Source organism: Acidocella sp. MX-AZ02 (assembly GCF_000306035.1).
GTDB lineage: Bacteria > Pseudomonadota > Alphaproteobacteria > Acetobacterales > Acetobacteraceae > Acidocella > Acidocella facilis.
In genome coordinates this window covers 427,273-440,744 of sequence record NZ_JH976208.1, presented here as the reverse complement: position 1 = coordinate 440,744, position 13,472 = coordinate 427,273, and the positions used below count along the sequence as shown (strand labels likewise).

Annotated in this window: 11 protein-coding genes; 1 reads left to right on the top strand and 10 read right to left on the bottom strand. The window is 66.3% G+C overall.

Annotation, left to right across the window (positions count from 1 at the left end; genetic code table 11):
- Positions 1–171: 171 nt before the first annotated feature.
- From MXAZACID_RS10315 to MXAZACID_RS10290, 6 genes are all read right to left on the bottom strand, one after another.
- On the bottom strand, positions 172–1,482 hold the full coding sequence (locus tag MXAZACID_RS10315) for an MFS transporter (RefSeq protein ID WP_008494267.1): 1,311 nt from the start codon (positions 1,480–1,482) through the stop codon (positions 172–174).
- Positions 1,483–1,627: 145 nt separating this feature from the next.
- Positions 1,628–2,740 carry a tricarballylate utilization 4Fe-4S protein TcuB gene (gene tcuB / locus MXAZACID_RS10310; protein ID WP_008494266.1) on the bottom strand — a complete coding sequence of 371 codons (1,113 nt, stop codon included), beginning with the start codon at positions 2,738–2,740 and terminating at the stop codon, positions 1,628–1,630.
- Complete coding sequence (tcuA, locus tag MXAZACID_RS10305; RefSeq protein ID WP_008494265.1) at positions 2,727–4,124, bottom strand: FAD-dependent tricarballylate dehydrogenase TcuA; 1,398 nt, start codon at positions 4,122–4,124, stop codon at positions 2,727–2,729. The genes tcuB and tcuA overlap by 14 nt, the downstream gene beginning before the upstream one ends.
- Before the next feature lie 166 nt (positions 4,125–4,290).
- Positions 4,291–4,968 carry a GntR family transcriptional regulator gene (locus tag MXAZACID_RS10300; RefSeq protein WP_008494264.1) on the bottom strand — a complete coding sequence of 226 codons (678 nt, stop codon included), beginning with the start codon at positions 4,966–4,968 and terminating at the stop codon, positions 4,291–4,293.
- A gap of 50 nt (positions 4,969–5,018) precedes the next feature.
- Positions 5,019–5,969: a CDF family Co(II)/Ni(II) efflux transporter DmeF gene (dmeF, locus tag MXAZACID_RS10295; protein ID WP_008494262.1), complete on the bottom strand. Its 951-nt coding sequence runs from the start codon at positions 5,967–5,969 to the stop codon at positions 5,019–5,021.
- Positions 5,966–6,244: a metal/formaldehyde-sensitive transcriptional repressor gene (locus MXAZACID_RS10290; protein WP_008494260.1), complete on the bottom strand. Its 279-nt coding sequence runs from the start codon at positions 6,242–6,244 to the stop codon at positions 5,966–5,968. Before MXAZACID_RS10290 ends, dmeF begins: the two co-directional genes overlap by 4 nt.
- Before the next feature lie 200 nt (positions 6,245–6,444).
- Between MXAZACID_RS10290 and MXAZACID_RS10285 the strand changes: the two genes are divergently transcribed.
- Positions 6,445–7,689 (top strand): ammonium transporter, encoded by a 1,245-nt coding sequence (locus MXAZACID_RS10285; protein ID WP_008494259.1) that lies wholly within the window; start codon positions 6,445–6,447, stop codon positions 7,687–7,689.
- Positions 7,690–7,719: 30 nt separating this feature from the next.
- Here the strand turns inward: MXAZACID_RS10285 and MXAZACID_RS10280 are convergent, their stop codons facing one another.
- The 4 genes from MXAZACID_RS10280 to MXAZACID_RS20135 all read right to left on the bottom strand — a co-directional run.
- Entirely contained in the window at positions 7,720–10,152 is a 2,433-nt protein-coding gene (locus MXAZACID_RS10280) for a response regulator (protein ID WP_008494258.1), read from the bottom strand.
- Positions 10,142–10,597 carry a response regulator gene (locus tag MXAZACID_RS10275; RefSeq protein ID WP_008494257.1) on the bottom strand — a complete coding sequence of 152 codons (456 nt, stop codon included), beginning with the start codon at positions 10,595–10,597 and terminating at the stop codon, positions 10,142–10,144. Before MXAZACID_RS10275 ends, MXAZACID_RS10280 begins: the two co-directional genes overlap by 11 nt.
- Positions 10,590–12,812 carry an ATP-binding protein gene (locus MXAZACID_RS10270; RefSeq protein ID WP_008494256.1) on the bottom strand — a complete coding sequence of 741 codons (2,223 nt, stop codon included), beginning with the start codon at positions 12,810–12,812 and terminating at the stop codon, positions 10,590–10,592. Before MXAZACID_RS10270 ends, MXAZACID_RS10275 begins: the two co-directional genes overlap by 8 nt.
- A 383-nt stretch (positions 12,813–13,195) precedes the next feature.
- The coding region (locus MXAZACID_RS20135; RefSeq protein WP_039885172.1) for a chromate transporter at positions 13,196–13,472 on the bottom strand (277 nt) is incomplete at its 5' end.

The following is a 13,472-nucleotide window of genomic DNA, read 5'->3' as shown; positions in this document are numbered from 1 at the left end:
GGAGTTCGGCCCCGGCCGCGCGCTCGCCCACATGGCCGCGCCGCTCTTTCCCGGCGGCGCGGCGCGCGCGCTTGAAGAGTTCCGCAGCCTCGCCGGCATCACGGGCTGGCTTGCTGGATAGGCAAAAAAAATGCCGGCTGACGCCGGCATTTTTCGTGATGCGCGCGGTGCTCAGTAATCCGCGTTCATGTCGATCTTGGTGGTATCCGGCGTCATCAGAATGGCGATGATCGCCGCCAGCGCATACACCATCACGATCCCACCGATATAGAGATAGGCGTGATGAATGCCGAGATCCTTCAGGATCTGCCCGGCGATGATCGGCAGCAGGCCGCCGCCATAGACCTGGCTGATCTGATAACCGGCACTCGCCCCGGAGGCGCGATAGCGGGTCGGGAAATTCTCGGTGTAGAAGGTCGGGATCGCGCCATAGCCGAAGCCGAACACGAAGCCGAAGCCGATGATTTCCGCGATCGCCGCCAGATAGATGTTCTGGGTGTTGATCAGATAGAAATACGGAATGATGAAGACCAGGAACACCACGGCGGAAATCAACAGCACGGTGCGGCGGTTGATCTTATCCGCGAGCAACGAGCCGATGACCATGAACACCAGCATGAAGGCGGCGGCGATCAGCCCGATCACTTCCGCCTGCGTCGCGGTGAAGCCGACAGCTTTCATGTAGCTGGTGCCGAACACGAAGGAGAGGAAGAAGGCGCCGGAGAACATCGCATTCACGAAGGAGGTGCGGATGATGCGCAGCGGCATCTCGCGCCAGACCCGCGCGGCCGGGAAGTCCAGCACATGGCTCTTGTCGCGCAGCTTGTCGAACAGATAGCTGTCCTCGGTGCGCGAGCGGATCAGGATGCCGACGATGGCGACCAGGAAGCCGATGAAGAAGAAGATGCGCCAGCCCCAGGCGATGAAATCCGCAGGGCTCATCAGCGATTTCACGAACAGCACCGAGGTGAAGCCGAGAATCAGCCCGATCGGAATCGCAAACCCGACCCAGGCGCCCCAGAAGGCGCGGTGCTTGGTGTTGGCGGCCTGCTCGACCACCCAGGTGGAGGCGGTGCCAAACTCGGCGCCGAAGCTGATGCCCTGGCAGAGACGGAAAATCACCAGCAGCACCGGTGCGACCACGCCAATGGAGGCGTAGGTCGGCGTCAGCCCGATGGCGAGGGTGGAAATACCCATCAGCACCAGCGCCCAGACCAGCGCATCCTTGCGCCCATATTTATCGGCGATATTGCCGAAGATGAAGGCGCCAAGCGGGCGGATGATGATGCCCAGACCATAGACGCCGATCGCGGCGGCCACCGCGGCCAGCCCCGGCAGCTTGAAGAACAAACCGCCCCAGATGGTGGCGGCGGTGATGCCGGTGACCAGAAAGTCATATTGTTCGATGACCGATCCGATCAAGCTGGCAACAGCAACCTTGCGGATCTGCTCGGCACTCGGCACGACGAGGCTTTCGCTCATACTCCCCCCTTATTACGAAAAATATATCTTGGGAAAAGCGATAACCCCAAATAAAGCCGCGCGCCAGAGATTTACCCGGCGCGCGCGCATGACAATTTGGGCAAGTTTGCACCGCAGCACAGCCGAATGGCCCCGCTACGCTGGCTCAACCAGCTTCGCGCTGCTCCCGGGCATTGCGCAGCAGGGCGGCGAAACGGTAGAGCCCGTGCACGAATTTGCTGTAGGGCATGGTCACGAAAAACCCCAGCACCAGGCCGAGATGCACGCACAGCGTTACCCCCTGGGCGCTGGTGCCGCGCAGGGCCAGCAACAAAAGCCCGGTCGCGGCAATCAGCAACAGCAGCAGCAACAGCCCGGCGTCCGCCCCCAGCAACTCACGCGCCTGCGGTTCCTGGTCCGCCTGCAATTTCACCCAGAGCAGCCCGGCACAACCGAAGATGATGCCGATGCCACCAGCCAGCCCCAGCAGCACCGGCAGGCTCAGCAACGGGTAGGGTGCGGGCCAGCCGAGGATCAGATCCTCAAAGGCGCCGACGCTGGTGGCGGCAAAGCAGAGCAGAAACCCGTAGGCCATCAGATGATGCAGATGCCGGCGTGTGGTGGAAAAGCTGCCATCCTTGTCATTGCAGCCATGGCCGTTGCCGCCGAAATAGCGCAGGCTGGCGGCATCCTTGCAGGCCTGGCGCAGATCCTTCACGCTCCAGCCACGCGTGCCGCTGGCCTTCCAGTAGGAGGCCAGCCCCATGCCCATCGCCAGCACCGCGAACAGCCCGGCGGCCAGCGCCGTCAGCGTCATCACCGCTTTCGGGATGATCAGGTAGAATCCAGCCCCCGGCGTCACTGGCAGAACACCGAAGATCGTCCCCGGCGATTGCAGCAGGAAAGTCAGCAGCAGCACCAGCGCGATGCCGCCCGCCATCGCCAGCGACGTCACCAGCCCGTTGCGGGCGAAGGCCCGGCCCAGCGGCGCCGGCCAGGCATGTTCGGCATAGCTCTCCTGGCGCAGCAGCGCGAAGCTGCGGGCGACATTGATGCCGAATTCATGCGGCGGCGCATATTGGCAGGCATAGTAACAGCCTTTGCAGCCATGGCAGAGATTGGCGAGGTAGGAGAGATCACCCGCGGCGAAATCGCGATGCAGCTCCATCGCCGGAAACACCGCGCAGAACCCTTCGCAATAGCGGCAGGCATTGCACACTTCCATGGCGCGGCGGCTATCGGCCATCGCCGGGCTCTCGATCATTTCAACGCTGGACATTGCGCGCCGCCTCCTTGCCCGCGATGCGGCCAAACACCGTGCCGATCGCCATGCCGAACCCCGCCAGATAGCCTTTGCCGAGAATGCTGCCGGCCATGATTTCCCCCGAAGCGTAGAGATTTTCCATCACACCGCCATCCTGCATGATCACTTCCGCGCGCTCATTCACCTTCACGCCGAGATAGGTGAAGGTGATCCCCGGCCGCAGCGGATAGCCGATGAAAGGCGCTTGCAAAATCGGCCGCGCCCAGTTGGTCTTTGGCGGTTCCAGCCCTTGCGTATGCACGCCGTCGAGCCTGGAGCTGTCGAAATCGCCGGGCACGCAGGCGGCATTGTAGGCGGCCACGGTCGCTTCCAAAGCCGCGGGCTCCAGGCCCAGCTTTTCCGCCAGCGCGGCGATGCTGTCCGCCTTGATCGCCGGAAATACCGACGGCATGAAGAGTTTTTCCGCCTGGCTGTCGATGATGCTGTAGGCGACCTGGTCCGGCTGCTGCGCCACCAGCCGCCCCCAGATCGCGTAGCGCTTCGGCCAGACATCCTCGCCCTCATTATAGAAACGCTGGCCATGCTTGTTGACGACGATGGAAAACGGCACGCAATCCAAACGGGTGGCGATGCCGCCATCGAATTTCGGCGCCCGGCCATCGATGGCCACGGCATGGCATTGCGTCGGATCACCGACCGAGGCGATGCCCTGGTCCAGCAGATGACGCAGCACCCGCCCCTGCGCGTAGGGCGTGCCGCGGATCAGGAAATTCTCCGCCTGTGGCCCCCAGGCCTGTTTCAGCCACTCGATATTCGCCTGAAAGCCGCCGGACGCGGCGATCACGACCTTGCCCGCCACCTCCAGCGGAAACCCCTTGCAGACGACCTTCAGCCGCCGCACCCGGCGGCCCTCAAGGGCCACTTCGGTGACCTGGGTGTCGTAGAGCACCTCCACCCCCAGCGCCTCGGCGGTGGCATAATAGGCGTTCAGCAACGCCTTGCCGCCGCCCAGGAAGAACGCGTTGGTGCGCGAGAGGTTCAGCGTGCCGGTCAGCGAGGGCTGAAATTTCACCCCGCAGCGCGCCATGAAGGGCAGCGCCTCCTGGGTGGCGCGGATGGTCAGCCGCGCCAGCGCCTCATCGGTCTGGCCCCCGGTCACCCGCAGCAGATCGTCCCAGTACTCATCTTCCAGATAGGACTCGGTCAGCACCGAGGTGGGGGCGGCATGCATGGCGCGGATATTTCGCGTGTGGCGGGAATTGCCGCCGCGCATCGCCTTTGGCGCGTGTTCCAGCACCAGCACGCTGGCCCCGGCCAGCCGCGCCTCCAGGGCGGCGGTGAGGGCCGCGTTGCCGCCGCCAATCACCACAATGTCGTAACGCAGGGCTTTCTGATCCATCCCGGCCTCGCCTTTGTATGCAGTTGCATACAATTATCGGCGATAGCCTTGTCCTGTCAATCCGCCGGCTCATCGCGCCGCCGCGCATCAGGCCCGCCCCCGCCGCACGCCCGCCTGGGGTGGGCAGGCCGGCGCACAGCCCCGGCAGCCTCAAAATGCCCGCAAGTCAGCCGGTGAAGCGCTGCTGCAAAAGCTGGATGCGGGTCTTGAAGGCATTGCGGATATGCTCCCGCGCCGCCGCCTCCGCTCCCTCCGGATCCCGCGCGGCAATGCGCGCGACGATGGCGGCATGGTCCTCCACCGACGACGCCCCCCGCCCCGGCGCGCCCAGCGTGGTGCCCGGCAGCAACGCCAGCGACAGGCGCAGATTTTCCAGCGCCTGGGCCAGATACTGGTTGCGCCCGGCATCGCGCAGCTGCTGGTGGAAGGCCCGGTTGGTACGCGCCAGCATGACGGCATCCTCGATGCGGGCACGGTCCGCCGCCACCATCTCCTCCAGCACGCTGATCTCGATGGCCGAGGCATGCTGCGCCGCCAGCCGCGCCGCGGTGCCTTCCAGCACCTCCCGCAGCGCGTACAGCTCGGCGATCTGGTTATAATCCAGCGAGGTGACGGCCATGCCCTGATGCGGCTCATGGGTGATCAGCCCCTGCTGCTCCAGCCGCTTCAGCGCCTCGCGGATCGGCGTACGGCTGAGCGCGAAACGCTGCGCCAGCTCGGTCTCGCGCAGCCGGGTGCCGGCCGGCAGGGCGCCGTTCTCGATGCCTTCCAGCAGCAGCTCATAGGCATCGCGGCCGCTGGAGCGGCTGGGTTTGCGGGCGATATTGTCTTTCTGCGCGGCCATGGAAACGCCTCTGCTGTGCGCCCCGCTTATGCCGCCGGGGCGCGCCGGTTTCAAATCCGGCGCTGGCGGATCTCGATGGTGATGTGCGAGAGCCCCTCAAACCCCTCCAGCCGGGCGCGGTAGAAATCCTCATCCCGGCCTTTGGCGCTGGCAACCGACAGGATCGCCCCCAGATGCCCCGGCCCCAGCCGCCAGAGATGCAGGTCCAGCACCTCGTCTCCGGCGCGGTTGACGATGCCGCGAATGGCGCGCTCCATCTTCTGGTCCGGGATCATGTCGAGCAGAATGGCGCCGGTATCGCGCAGCAGCCCGTAGGACCAGCTAAGGATCACCACCGCCCCCAGCACGCCGACCAGCGGGTCCATCCACACCCAGCCAAAGGCGCGTGCCAGCAGCAGCCCGATGATCACCGCCAGCGAGACGGCGGCATCCGCCGCCACATGCACCAGGGCGGCGCGCATGTTATTGTCCCGCCCGGCATGGTGGTGATGATCATGGTCATGGTCATGATCGTGGCCGTGACCGTGGCTATGGCCGTGATGGTGATGATGCCCGCCGGAGAGCAGCCAGGCGCTGGCGATATTCACGACCAGCCCCAGCCCCGCGATCGGCAGCGCCTGCGCGAAATCGATCGGCACCGGAGAAAAAAACCGGCCCACCGCCTCGTAGAAGATCAACAGCGCGATCATCGCCAGGATGATGGCGCTGGTGAAGCCGGCAAGATCGCCCAGCTTGCCGGTACCAAAGGAAAAGCGCGGATCGCGCGCATGGCGCCTGGCATAGCGATAGGCCAAAGCCGCCAGCAGCAGCGCCCCGGCATGGGTGCTCATATGCAGCCCATCCGCCACCAATGCCAGCGAGCCGAACAGCCAGCCGCCGACAATCTCCAGCAGCATCATCGCGCCGCACAGCGCGATCACCCACCAGGTGCGGCGCTCGCTATTGGCATGGTCCGCACCCAGAAACACATGCTCATGCGCCAGGCTGTTGCTCTCGCTCATTTCAGATAAGTCCTCACGATTTCCAGAAGCTGCGCCGCCGCGTCGCGGTCCAGCGCGCCAGGATGGGCGGCCTCATCGACCAGATGGTTCTGCACATGGTCCTCGACCACCACCGCCATCAGCCCGGCGGTGGCGCCGCGCATCGCGGCGATCAGATGCATCACCGTCTCGCACCCCGCCTCGCTCTCCAGCGCCCGCTCGATCGCCTCGACCTGGCCGCGGATGCGCCGCACCCGCGCCAGCAGGCGCTGCTTGTCTTTCACCGCATGCGTCATCCCGGCGCCATAGCATACCCCCCTACCCTATTCAACGCCCCGGGTGGCGGGCGGCCTCACCGCCCCCCTGCCCCCGCGCCGGGATACAAGCCGCCGGCCAAACCCGCTGCCGCCAGCGCGTTGACGGGCAGCGGCGCGCACGATAACGCACCCGCAAGGTCCGCGAACGGGCCGTTGACGCCAGAGGCAAAAGAAAAAAGATGCAGAGTTTGCAACCAGGCGACATCGCCTGGGTTTTGATGTGCACGGTGCTGGTCCTGCTGATGACGGTGCCGGGGTTGGCGCTGTTCTATGCCGGCATGGTCCGCAAGAAGAACGTGCTGGCCACCATGATGCAATCCTTCATGCTGTGCGCGCTGGTGAGCGTGCTCTGGATGCTGGCGGGCTACTCCCTCGCCTTCGGCCCCGGCAATGGCTGGATCGGCGATGGCTCGCGCCTGTTGCTGGCGGGCCTCGCCAATGGCTGGGACAAGCCCTTCACCATCGCCGCCGGCACCCCCTTCGCGGTGCAGACCGGCATTCCTGAGAGCGTCTTCCTGATGTTCCAGATGAGCTTTGCCATCATCACCCCGGCGGTGGTCACCGGCGCCTGCGCCGACCGGATGAAATTTTCCGCCCTGCTGGTGTTTTTCACCTTCTGGTCGCTACTGGTCTATGCGCCGCTGGCGCATTGGGTGTGGTCGCCGAATGGCTGGCTGGCGCGGCTTGGCCTGGCGGATTTCGCCGGCGGCACGGTGGTGGAAATCAATTGCGGCGTCACCGGGCTGGTCTGCGCGCTGATGCTCGGCAAGCGGCTGGGCTATGGCCAGGAGAACATGGCGCCGTGGAATCTCAGCTATGCGGTCATCGGCGCCTCGCTGCTCTGGGTCGGCTGGATGGGCTTCAATTCCGGCGGCGCGATGGGGGCCAACCCGCGCGCCGGCATGGCCGTGCTGGCCACCCAGATGGCCGCCGCCGGCGCCACACTGGCCTGGGCCGGGGTGGAATGGGTGCTACGCGGCAAGCCCTCTGTGCTGGGGGCAATCTCCGGGGCGGTGGCCGGGCTGGTCGCGATCACCCCGGCCAGCGGCTATGTGCTGCCCGGCCCGGCCTTGCTGATCGGCCTCGTTGCCGGGGCGGTATGTTTCTGGACAGCGACCGAGCTGAAGCATAAATTCGATTACGATGACAGCCTGGATGCGTTCGGCGTGCACGGCATTGCCGGCATCATCGGCACGCTCGCCACCGGCTGGTTCGCCTTCGGCCCGCTCTCCAACAATGCGGCCATTGGCGGGCTGCATCTGCTGGGCGTGCAGGCGCTGGGCGTTGGCGTGGCCATTCTGTACTGCGCCGCGGTCAGCTGGGTGCTGCTGAAACTCACGGATCTGCTGGTCGGGCTGCGTGTCAGCCGCGAGGAAGAGCGCGAAGGGCTGGATGTGGTTCTGCATGGCGAGCAGATCTTCTGACGCAAAGCCGCCCCAAAACGCCGCGCCGCCTCAGCCCGAGCGGGTGAAGCGCAACACATTGCCGGGCGGCGAAGCGCGCAGCAGCTCCGAAACCTTGGCCCGCAGCTCCTCCTCCTGGAAGGGCTTGCGGATGATCTGCGCCTCGCCGACCCCATCCAGCGAGGTGAGATCGACATAGCCGGTGACGAACAGCACCTTCAGCCCCGGCCGCAAGGCCTGGCCCTCCCGCGCCAGCTCCACCCCGCTCATCCCCGGCATGGCGAAATCCGCCACCAGCAGATCCACGCGCTGCTTCGTCCGCAAAATCGCCAACGCCTCGGCTCCGCTGGCGGCCTCCGTCAGCCGATAGCCAGCCTCGCCCAGAACCGTGCTGGTCACCTCGCGCACTTGCGGATCATCATCCACCACCAGCACCGTCTGCCCGGCCTGCGCCGCCGGAACGGGGGCATGCGCCGCCGCGTCCGGCCCGGCTTCCTGCGCCGTCTGCGTACGCGGCAGAAATACCGAGATGGTGGTGCCAACCCCGATCCGCGTCTCGATATTCACCCCGCCGCCGGACTGCGCGGCGAAGCCATAAACCTGTGCCAGCCCCAGCCCTGAGCCCTTGCCCACCTCCTTGGTGGTGAAGAACGGTTCGAACGCCTTGGCCAGCACCTCCGGGCTCATGCCGGTGCCGGTATCGCGCACCGAGAGCATCACATAATCCCCCGGCGGCGGCTCCTCCGGGCGCTGGCGCGGGCCGGTGCGGCTGACATTCGCCGTCTCCAGCGTCAGCGTGCCGCCCACCTCTATCGCATCGCGGGCATTGATCGCGAGGTTGAGGATGATCAGCTCGATCTGGGTCGGATCGACCAGCGCGCTCCACAAATCCGCGCGCAGATTCGTCTCGATGCGAATGGAGCCGCCCATCGTGCTTTGCAGCAGCTCGCGCATGCCCTGCACCGTCTCGTTCAGATCCACCGCCTTCGGCTCCAGCCGCTGACGGCGGGAGAAGGCGAGCAGCTGCGCGGTCAGCGAGGCGCCGCGCTCGGCCGCGCTGCGCATAGTCTGCAAACGCTGCAGGAATTTATCATCCTCGGCGGTTTTCAGCCGGCGCTCGGCGAAGCCGATATTGCCGAGAATCACAGTGAGCAGATTGTTGAAATCATGCGCCACGCCGGAGGTGAGCTGGCCCACCGCCTCCAGCCGCTGCATCTGCCGCAGCGTCTCCTCCACACGCTGGCGCTCCTCGATCTGCGCCGCCAGCTCGGCATTACGCTCGGCCAGGGCGATCCGCGCCTCGCGCTCGGCGGTCACATCCCGCCCGGCGAGATAGACCGCCCCCTCCTCCGCCACCGCCCCCCAGGAAATCCAGCGCCAGCCGCCATTCTGGTGGCTGAACCGGTCCTCCCGGCGCGGCGGCTTGCGGCCATCGCGCAGCTCTTGCAGCACCTCCGCCAGCCCGTCGCGATCCTCCGGATGCAGCAGCAGGCTCAGCAGGCAGCCATCCAGCCGGCCTTCCTGATAGCCAAGCAGGCTCTCCCAGGCCGGGTTGGCGCGGCGAATGCGCCCGCCCAGATCGACCACGGCGAACAGCTCGTCGCTCAACCGCCAGATCCGGTCGCGCTCGGCGGTGCGGATCGCCACCTGGCGCTCCAGCTCCTGCGCCTCGGCGCGCATGATCTCCTGGGCGTGGCGCTCCTCGGTAATGTCGCGCACCACCCCCACCAGCCGCAGGCTGCGCGTGGTATCGGCCAGCGCCTGGCCATGCACGGCCACCCAGCGCAAGGCGCCGCCGGGCAGGGTGATGCGGATATCCTGCTGCACCCGCGCGGTCTTGCCGGATTGCCCCTCCAGCGCCGCGCGCAGCGCCGCGAACAAGGCCGCGCCATCTTCCTCGTGGCAGCGCGCGCGCAAAAATTCCAGGCTCAGCTCGTCCTGCGGGCCGGCGCCGAAAATCCAGCGCGCGGTGTCGTCCCAGCGCAGCGTCTCGCTCTCCGGGGCATATTCCCACAAGCCCAGCTTCGCCGCCTCGGCGGCGAGGCGGGCATTCATCTCGCTGCGCTCCAGCGCCGCCAGCGCGTCCCGGCGCTCGCCGCGCTCGCGTGCCTGGTCCAGCGCCCGGCGCACCGCCGGGGCGACGCGCGAGAGATTACGCTTCAGCACATAATCCAGCGCCCCCAGCTTCAGCGCATTGGTGGCGAATTCCTCCCCCACCACGCCGGAAACGAACACGAAGGGCAGATGCGGGCGCAGCTCCTGGGCGATGGCCAGCGCGCTCAGCCCGTCGAAATCCGGCAGCGAATAATCCGCCAGCACCACATCATGCGTATCGCGCTTCAGCGCCGCGCGAAAATCCGCCTGGGTGGCGACGCAGGTGATCTCCGCCTCCAGCTCCGCCTTGCGCAGATGCGCCGCCACCAGCTCGGCATCGACCGCGCTATCCTCTAGCAGCAGAACCCGAACCGGCGTCTCAGATGCCATTGGATCGCGCACCCGGCGGCGGCTCGTTCAAAATCGCCCAGAACATCCCCAGATCCTGGATCGCCTCGAAAAACGCGTTGAAGTCCACCGGCTTCACCACGAAGGCGTTCACCCCCAGCTCATAGCTGCGCAAAAGGTCGCGCTCCTCGCGCGAGGAGGTCAGCATCACCACCGGGATCTGGCGCTGCATCGGGTCGGACTTCACCTTCTCCAGCACCTCCAGCCCATCCACCTTCGGCAGCTTCAGATCCAGCAGCACCACCGCCGGGTCGCCCGGCACGCGGTTCTCGTGGGCGCCGCGCGCATAGAGATAATCCAGCGCCTCCGCCCCGTCCCGCGCCACCACGATCTCGTTGGCGAGCTGGCATTTGGCCAGCGCCGCGAGCGTCAGCTCCAGATCCCTCGGATTGTCCTCGACCAGCAAAATAGGTCGCAAATCAGCCACTTATCGTCTTCCTTTTGTCATGCCCAGCCTCGGGTAGCACGAAACTGAAGCGCGCGCCCTTGCCTGGCTCACCGTGCGCCTCGACCGTGCCGCCATGGCGCTCGACAATCCGTTTCACCAGCGCCAGCCCGATGCCGGTGCCCTCAAACTCCTCAATCCGGTGCAGCCGCTGGAACACCCCGAACAGCTTGCCGGCATAGGCCATCTCGAAGCCGACGCCATTATCCTCCACCCAGTAGCGGATTTTGCCGCCCTGCGCCGTACCGCCAACTGAAATCCGCGTCATCTCCCGGCCACGGGTATATTTGATCGCGTTCTGCAGCAGGTTCTGCCAGACCTGCCGCAGCATGGTGGCATCGCCCCAACCATCGGGCAGGGGCTCGACCCGCCACTGCACCAGCCGCCCGCCCAACTCCGGCTCCAGCAGCCGGCGCGCCTCCTGCACCAGCTTCGCCATATCGACCCGGGTTTTATGGAGCTGGCTGCGGCCGAGCTGGGAGAAGGCCAGCAGATCATCCACCAGCCGCCCGGCGGAGACCGCCGCGTCCTTGATCGTGGTGACGTAATGACGCGAGCGCTCATCCAGCGAGCGCTCACGATCCGAAAGCAGCTCGGCGAAACCGACAATATGCCGGAAAGGGGCGCGCAGATCATGCGAGATGGAGTAGGAGAACGCCTCCAGCTCGCGGTTGGAGCGCTCCAGCATATCGGTCAGCTCGGCCCGCTCCTCCGCCCGGCGCAGCACCAGCGTCTGGATGGCGTTGCGAAAGGAGATCGCGGTTTCAATCTCGGCCGGGCGCCAGGGGGCGCTGCGCAGCTCCACCCGCTCTTTCCACATCTCAAAGGATTTGCGCGGGTGCAGCCGGCCGGAAACCGGCTCCGCCGCCTTCACCGGATTGCCGCTCCATTCCACCGTGCGCACCAGCTCCGGGCGGAACCAGAAGACGTAATCCGCATGCACCTGGGAGGTGGAGATCGCCAGCATGCCGCTGGCCTGGGCGCCGAAGCCCGCCGCCTGCGGCCAACGCTGAGCCAGGCTGTCAGTCTCGAATTGTTCTTCCCCGGCGGCCTGCAGATCGGCCGCAAAGGCTTTGATCGCCGCCTCATCCGGCGTCTGCCCGGTCATCCAGACCTTGCCCTGGATGATGGTCGCCGCCCCTTGCGCGCGCAGCATGGCCAGCAGCTCGGCCGCATGCGCGGCCAGCCCCGCCTGCAGGCTCGGCGCCTCCGCCAGCCCGGCCAGCAGGCTCTGCTCGACCGCCGAAAGCGCCAGCCGCTCCGCCGCCAGCCCGGCCTGCAGCCGGGTCTCGATATGCATCGACAGCACTTGCCCCAGAATGTCGCAGGCATTGCGAATCTGCGGGTTGACCATGCGCGGCGCCGCGTTATGCGCCGAGATCAGCCCCCAGAGCGCGCCATTCACCAGGATCGAGACCGACATCGAGGCGCCGGTGCCCATATTGCGCATATATTCCAGATGCACCGGCGAGACGCTGCGCAAGCCCGCGCGGGAGAGGTCCAGCGGCGCCTGGTCCACCGGGCTGTTCACCGGCTCGATCGGGCAGGGCGTGTAATCCACCGCAGGGATCAGCCGGATGCGGCTGAGCCGGTACAAAGCCCGGGCCTGTTCGGGAATGTCGGAGGCGGGAAAACGCAAACCCTGATAGCTGGGCAGCACGCCATCATTGGCCTCGGCCAGCACGGTACCGTCGCCGGTCTCATCGAAACTATAGACCAGCACGCGGTTGAACTGCGTCAGCGCGCGGATTTCGCGCACCGCGGCGCGCGCCACCCCGGCCAGATCCGCCGAAGCGCTGAGATCCGCCATGAAGGCGCTGAGCCGGGGATAGAGGCTCTCCAGCGCCTCCTCATCCGGCTGCGGCGGCGGCTCGAATTCCAGCAGCGCGCCTTGCGGGGTGAGATGCCCTTGCAGCTGCCAGCGCCGCCCGGCGACCTCCAGCACTTTCAGGAACACGACATCGCCGCTCTCCAGCCAGGCGCGCAGCGGCGCCTTAAGCCCTGAAAGCCCGGCTGGCAGGGGACCAGGCGCCAGCTCGACCCCCAGCATCGCCGCTGCATTGCGGCTCATCTGGCGCAGGGCCAGGGTCTGCGGATCGAAACAGAGCAGCGCGCCATGCGGCTGGATGGCCCCGGGAATGCGGATCGGCTCGGCGGCGCAAGCCTCCAAGGCGGCGCGATAGGGCAGCGCGCTCATCCCGCAAACCCGCTTGCCAGTTTGGCCGGCGCCTGCTGCCCCGCATGTTTAATCGGCATAGGCATCTCCCCAATCACCCCAATCTGAACCACCGAGAGGCTTGTAATGCAAGGAGCCTGACCTCGTTTTCATGTTTTGGCAGCGTGCCGCTCAGGCAGGGCTGCGGGAGGCATCTTTGATGCTGCATGGTTTCGATCCGAACGGGCTGCAGATCGGCGAATTGTCGCTGGCCTTTCTATTTTCCGCGCTGATCGGCACCGAGCGGGAGATCCGGCAGAAAAGCGTCCGCTTTCCCATCTGCTGGTGGCGCTTGGCGATATCGAGGGGGTGCGGGAGGGGACGCGGATGGACGAGGCGGCCGGGTTCGAATAAGCCCATGATATCTAAATGAATATCAGCCCCATCCCGCCCAGCGCGCCAAGCCCCACCACCGCCAGCGGCGGCAGCTTGGCAACCAGCAGCAGTAGAAACAGAACCAGCGCCAGCGCCGCATCGGCCGGGCGCAGCACCGCGCTGGTCCAGACCGGGTTATAGAGCGAAGCGGCCAGCAGCCCGACCACGGCGGCATTCACCCCGCGCATCGCCGCTTGCGCGCCGGGCCGCCGGCGCAGCGCCGCCCAGAAGGGGAGTGCGGCCAGCAAAATCAGCATCCCCGGCAGG

Excerpts from the sequence above, each read along its gene's own strand:
- MXAZACID_RS10315 (WP_008494267.1), bottom strand. The coding sequence starts at position 1,482 with ATGAGCGAAAGCCTCGTCGTGCCGAGTGCCGAGCAGATCCGCAAGGTT.
- tcuB (WP_008494266.1), bottom strand. The coding sequence starts at position 2,740 with ATGTCCAGCGTTGAAATGATCGAGAGCCCGGCGATGGCCGATAGCCGC.
- tcuA (WP_008494265.1), bottom strand. The coding sequence starts at position 4,124 with ATGGATCAGAAAGCCCTGCGTTACGACATTGTGGTGATTGGCGGCGGC.
- MXAZACID_RS10300 (WP_008494264.1), bottom strand. The coding sequence starts at position 4,968 with ATGGCCGCGCAGAAAGACAATATCGCCCGCAAACCCAGCCGCTCCAGC.
- dmeF (WP_008494262.1), bottom strand. The coding sequence starts at position 5,969 with ATGAGCGAGAGCAACAGCCTGGCGCATGAGCATGTGTTTCTGGGTGCG.
- MXAZACID_RS10290 (WP_008494260.1), bottom strand. The coding sequence starts at position 6,244 with ATGACGCATGCGGTGAAAGACAAGCAGCGCCTGCTGGCGCGGGTGCGG.
- MXAZACID_RS10285 (WP_008494259.1), top strand. The coding sequence starts at position 6,445 with ATGCAGAGTTTGCAACCAGGCGACATCGCCTGGGTTTTGATGTGCACG.
- MXAZACID_RS10280 (WP_008494258.1), bottom strand. The coding sequence starts at position 10,152 with ATGGCATCTGAGACGCCGGTTCGGGTTCTGCTGCTAGAGGATAGCGCG.
- MXAZACID_RS10270 (WP_008494256.1), bottom strand. The coding sequence starts at position 12,812 with ATGAGCGCGCTGCCCTATCGCGCCGCCTTGGAGGCTTGCGCCGCCGAG.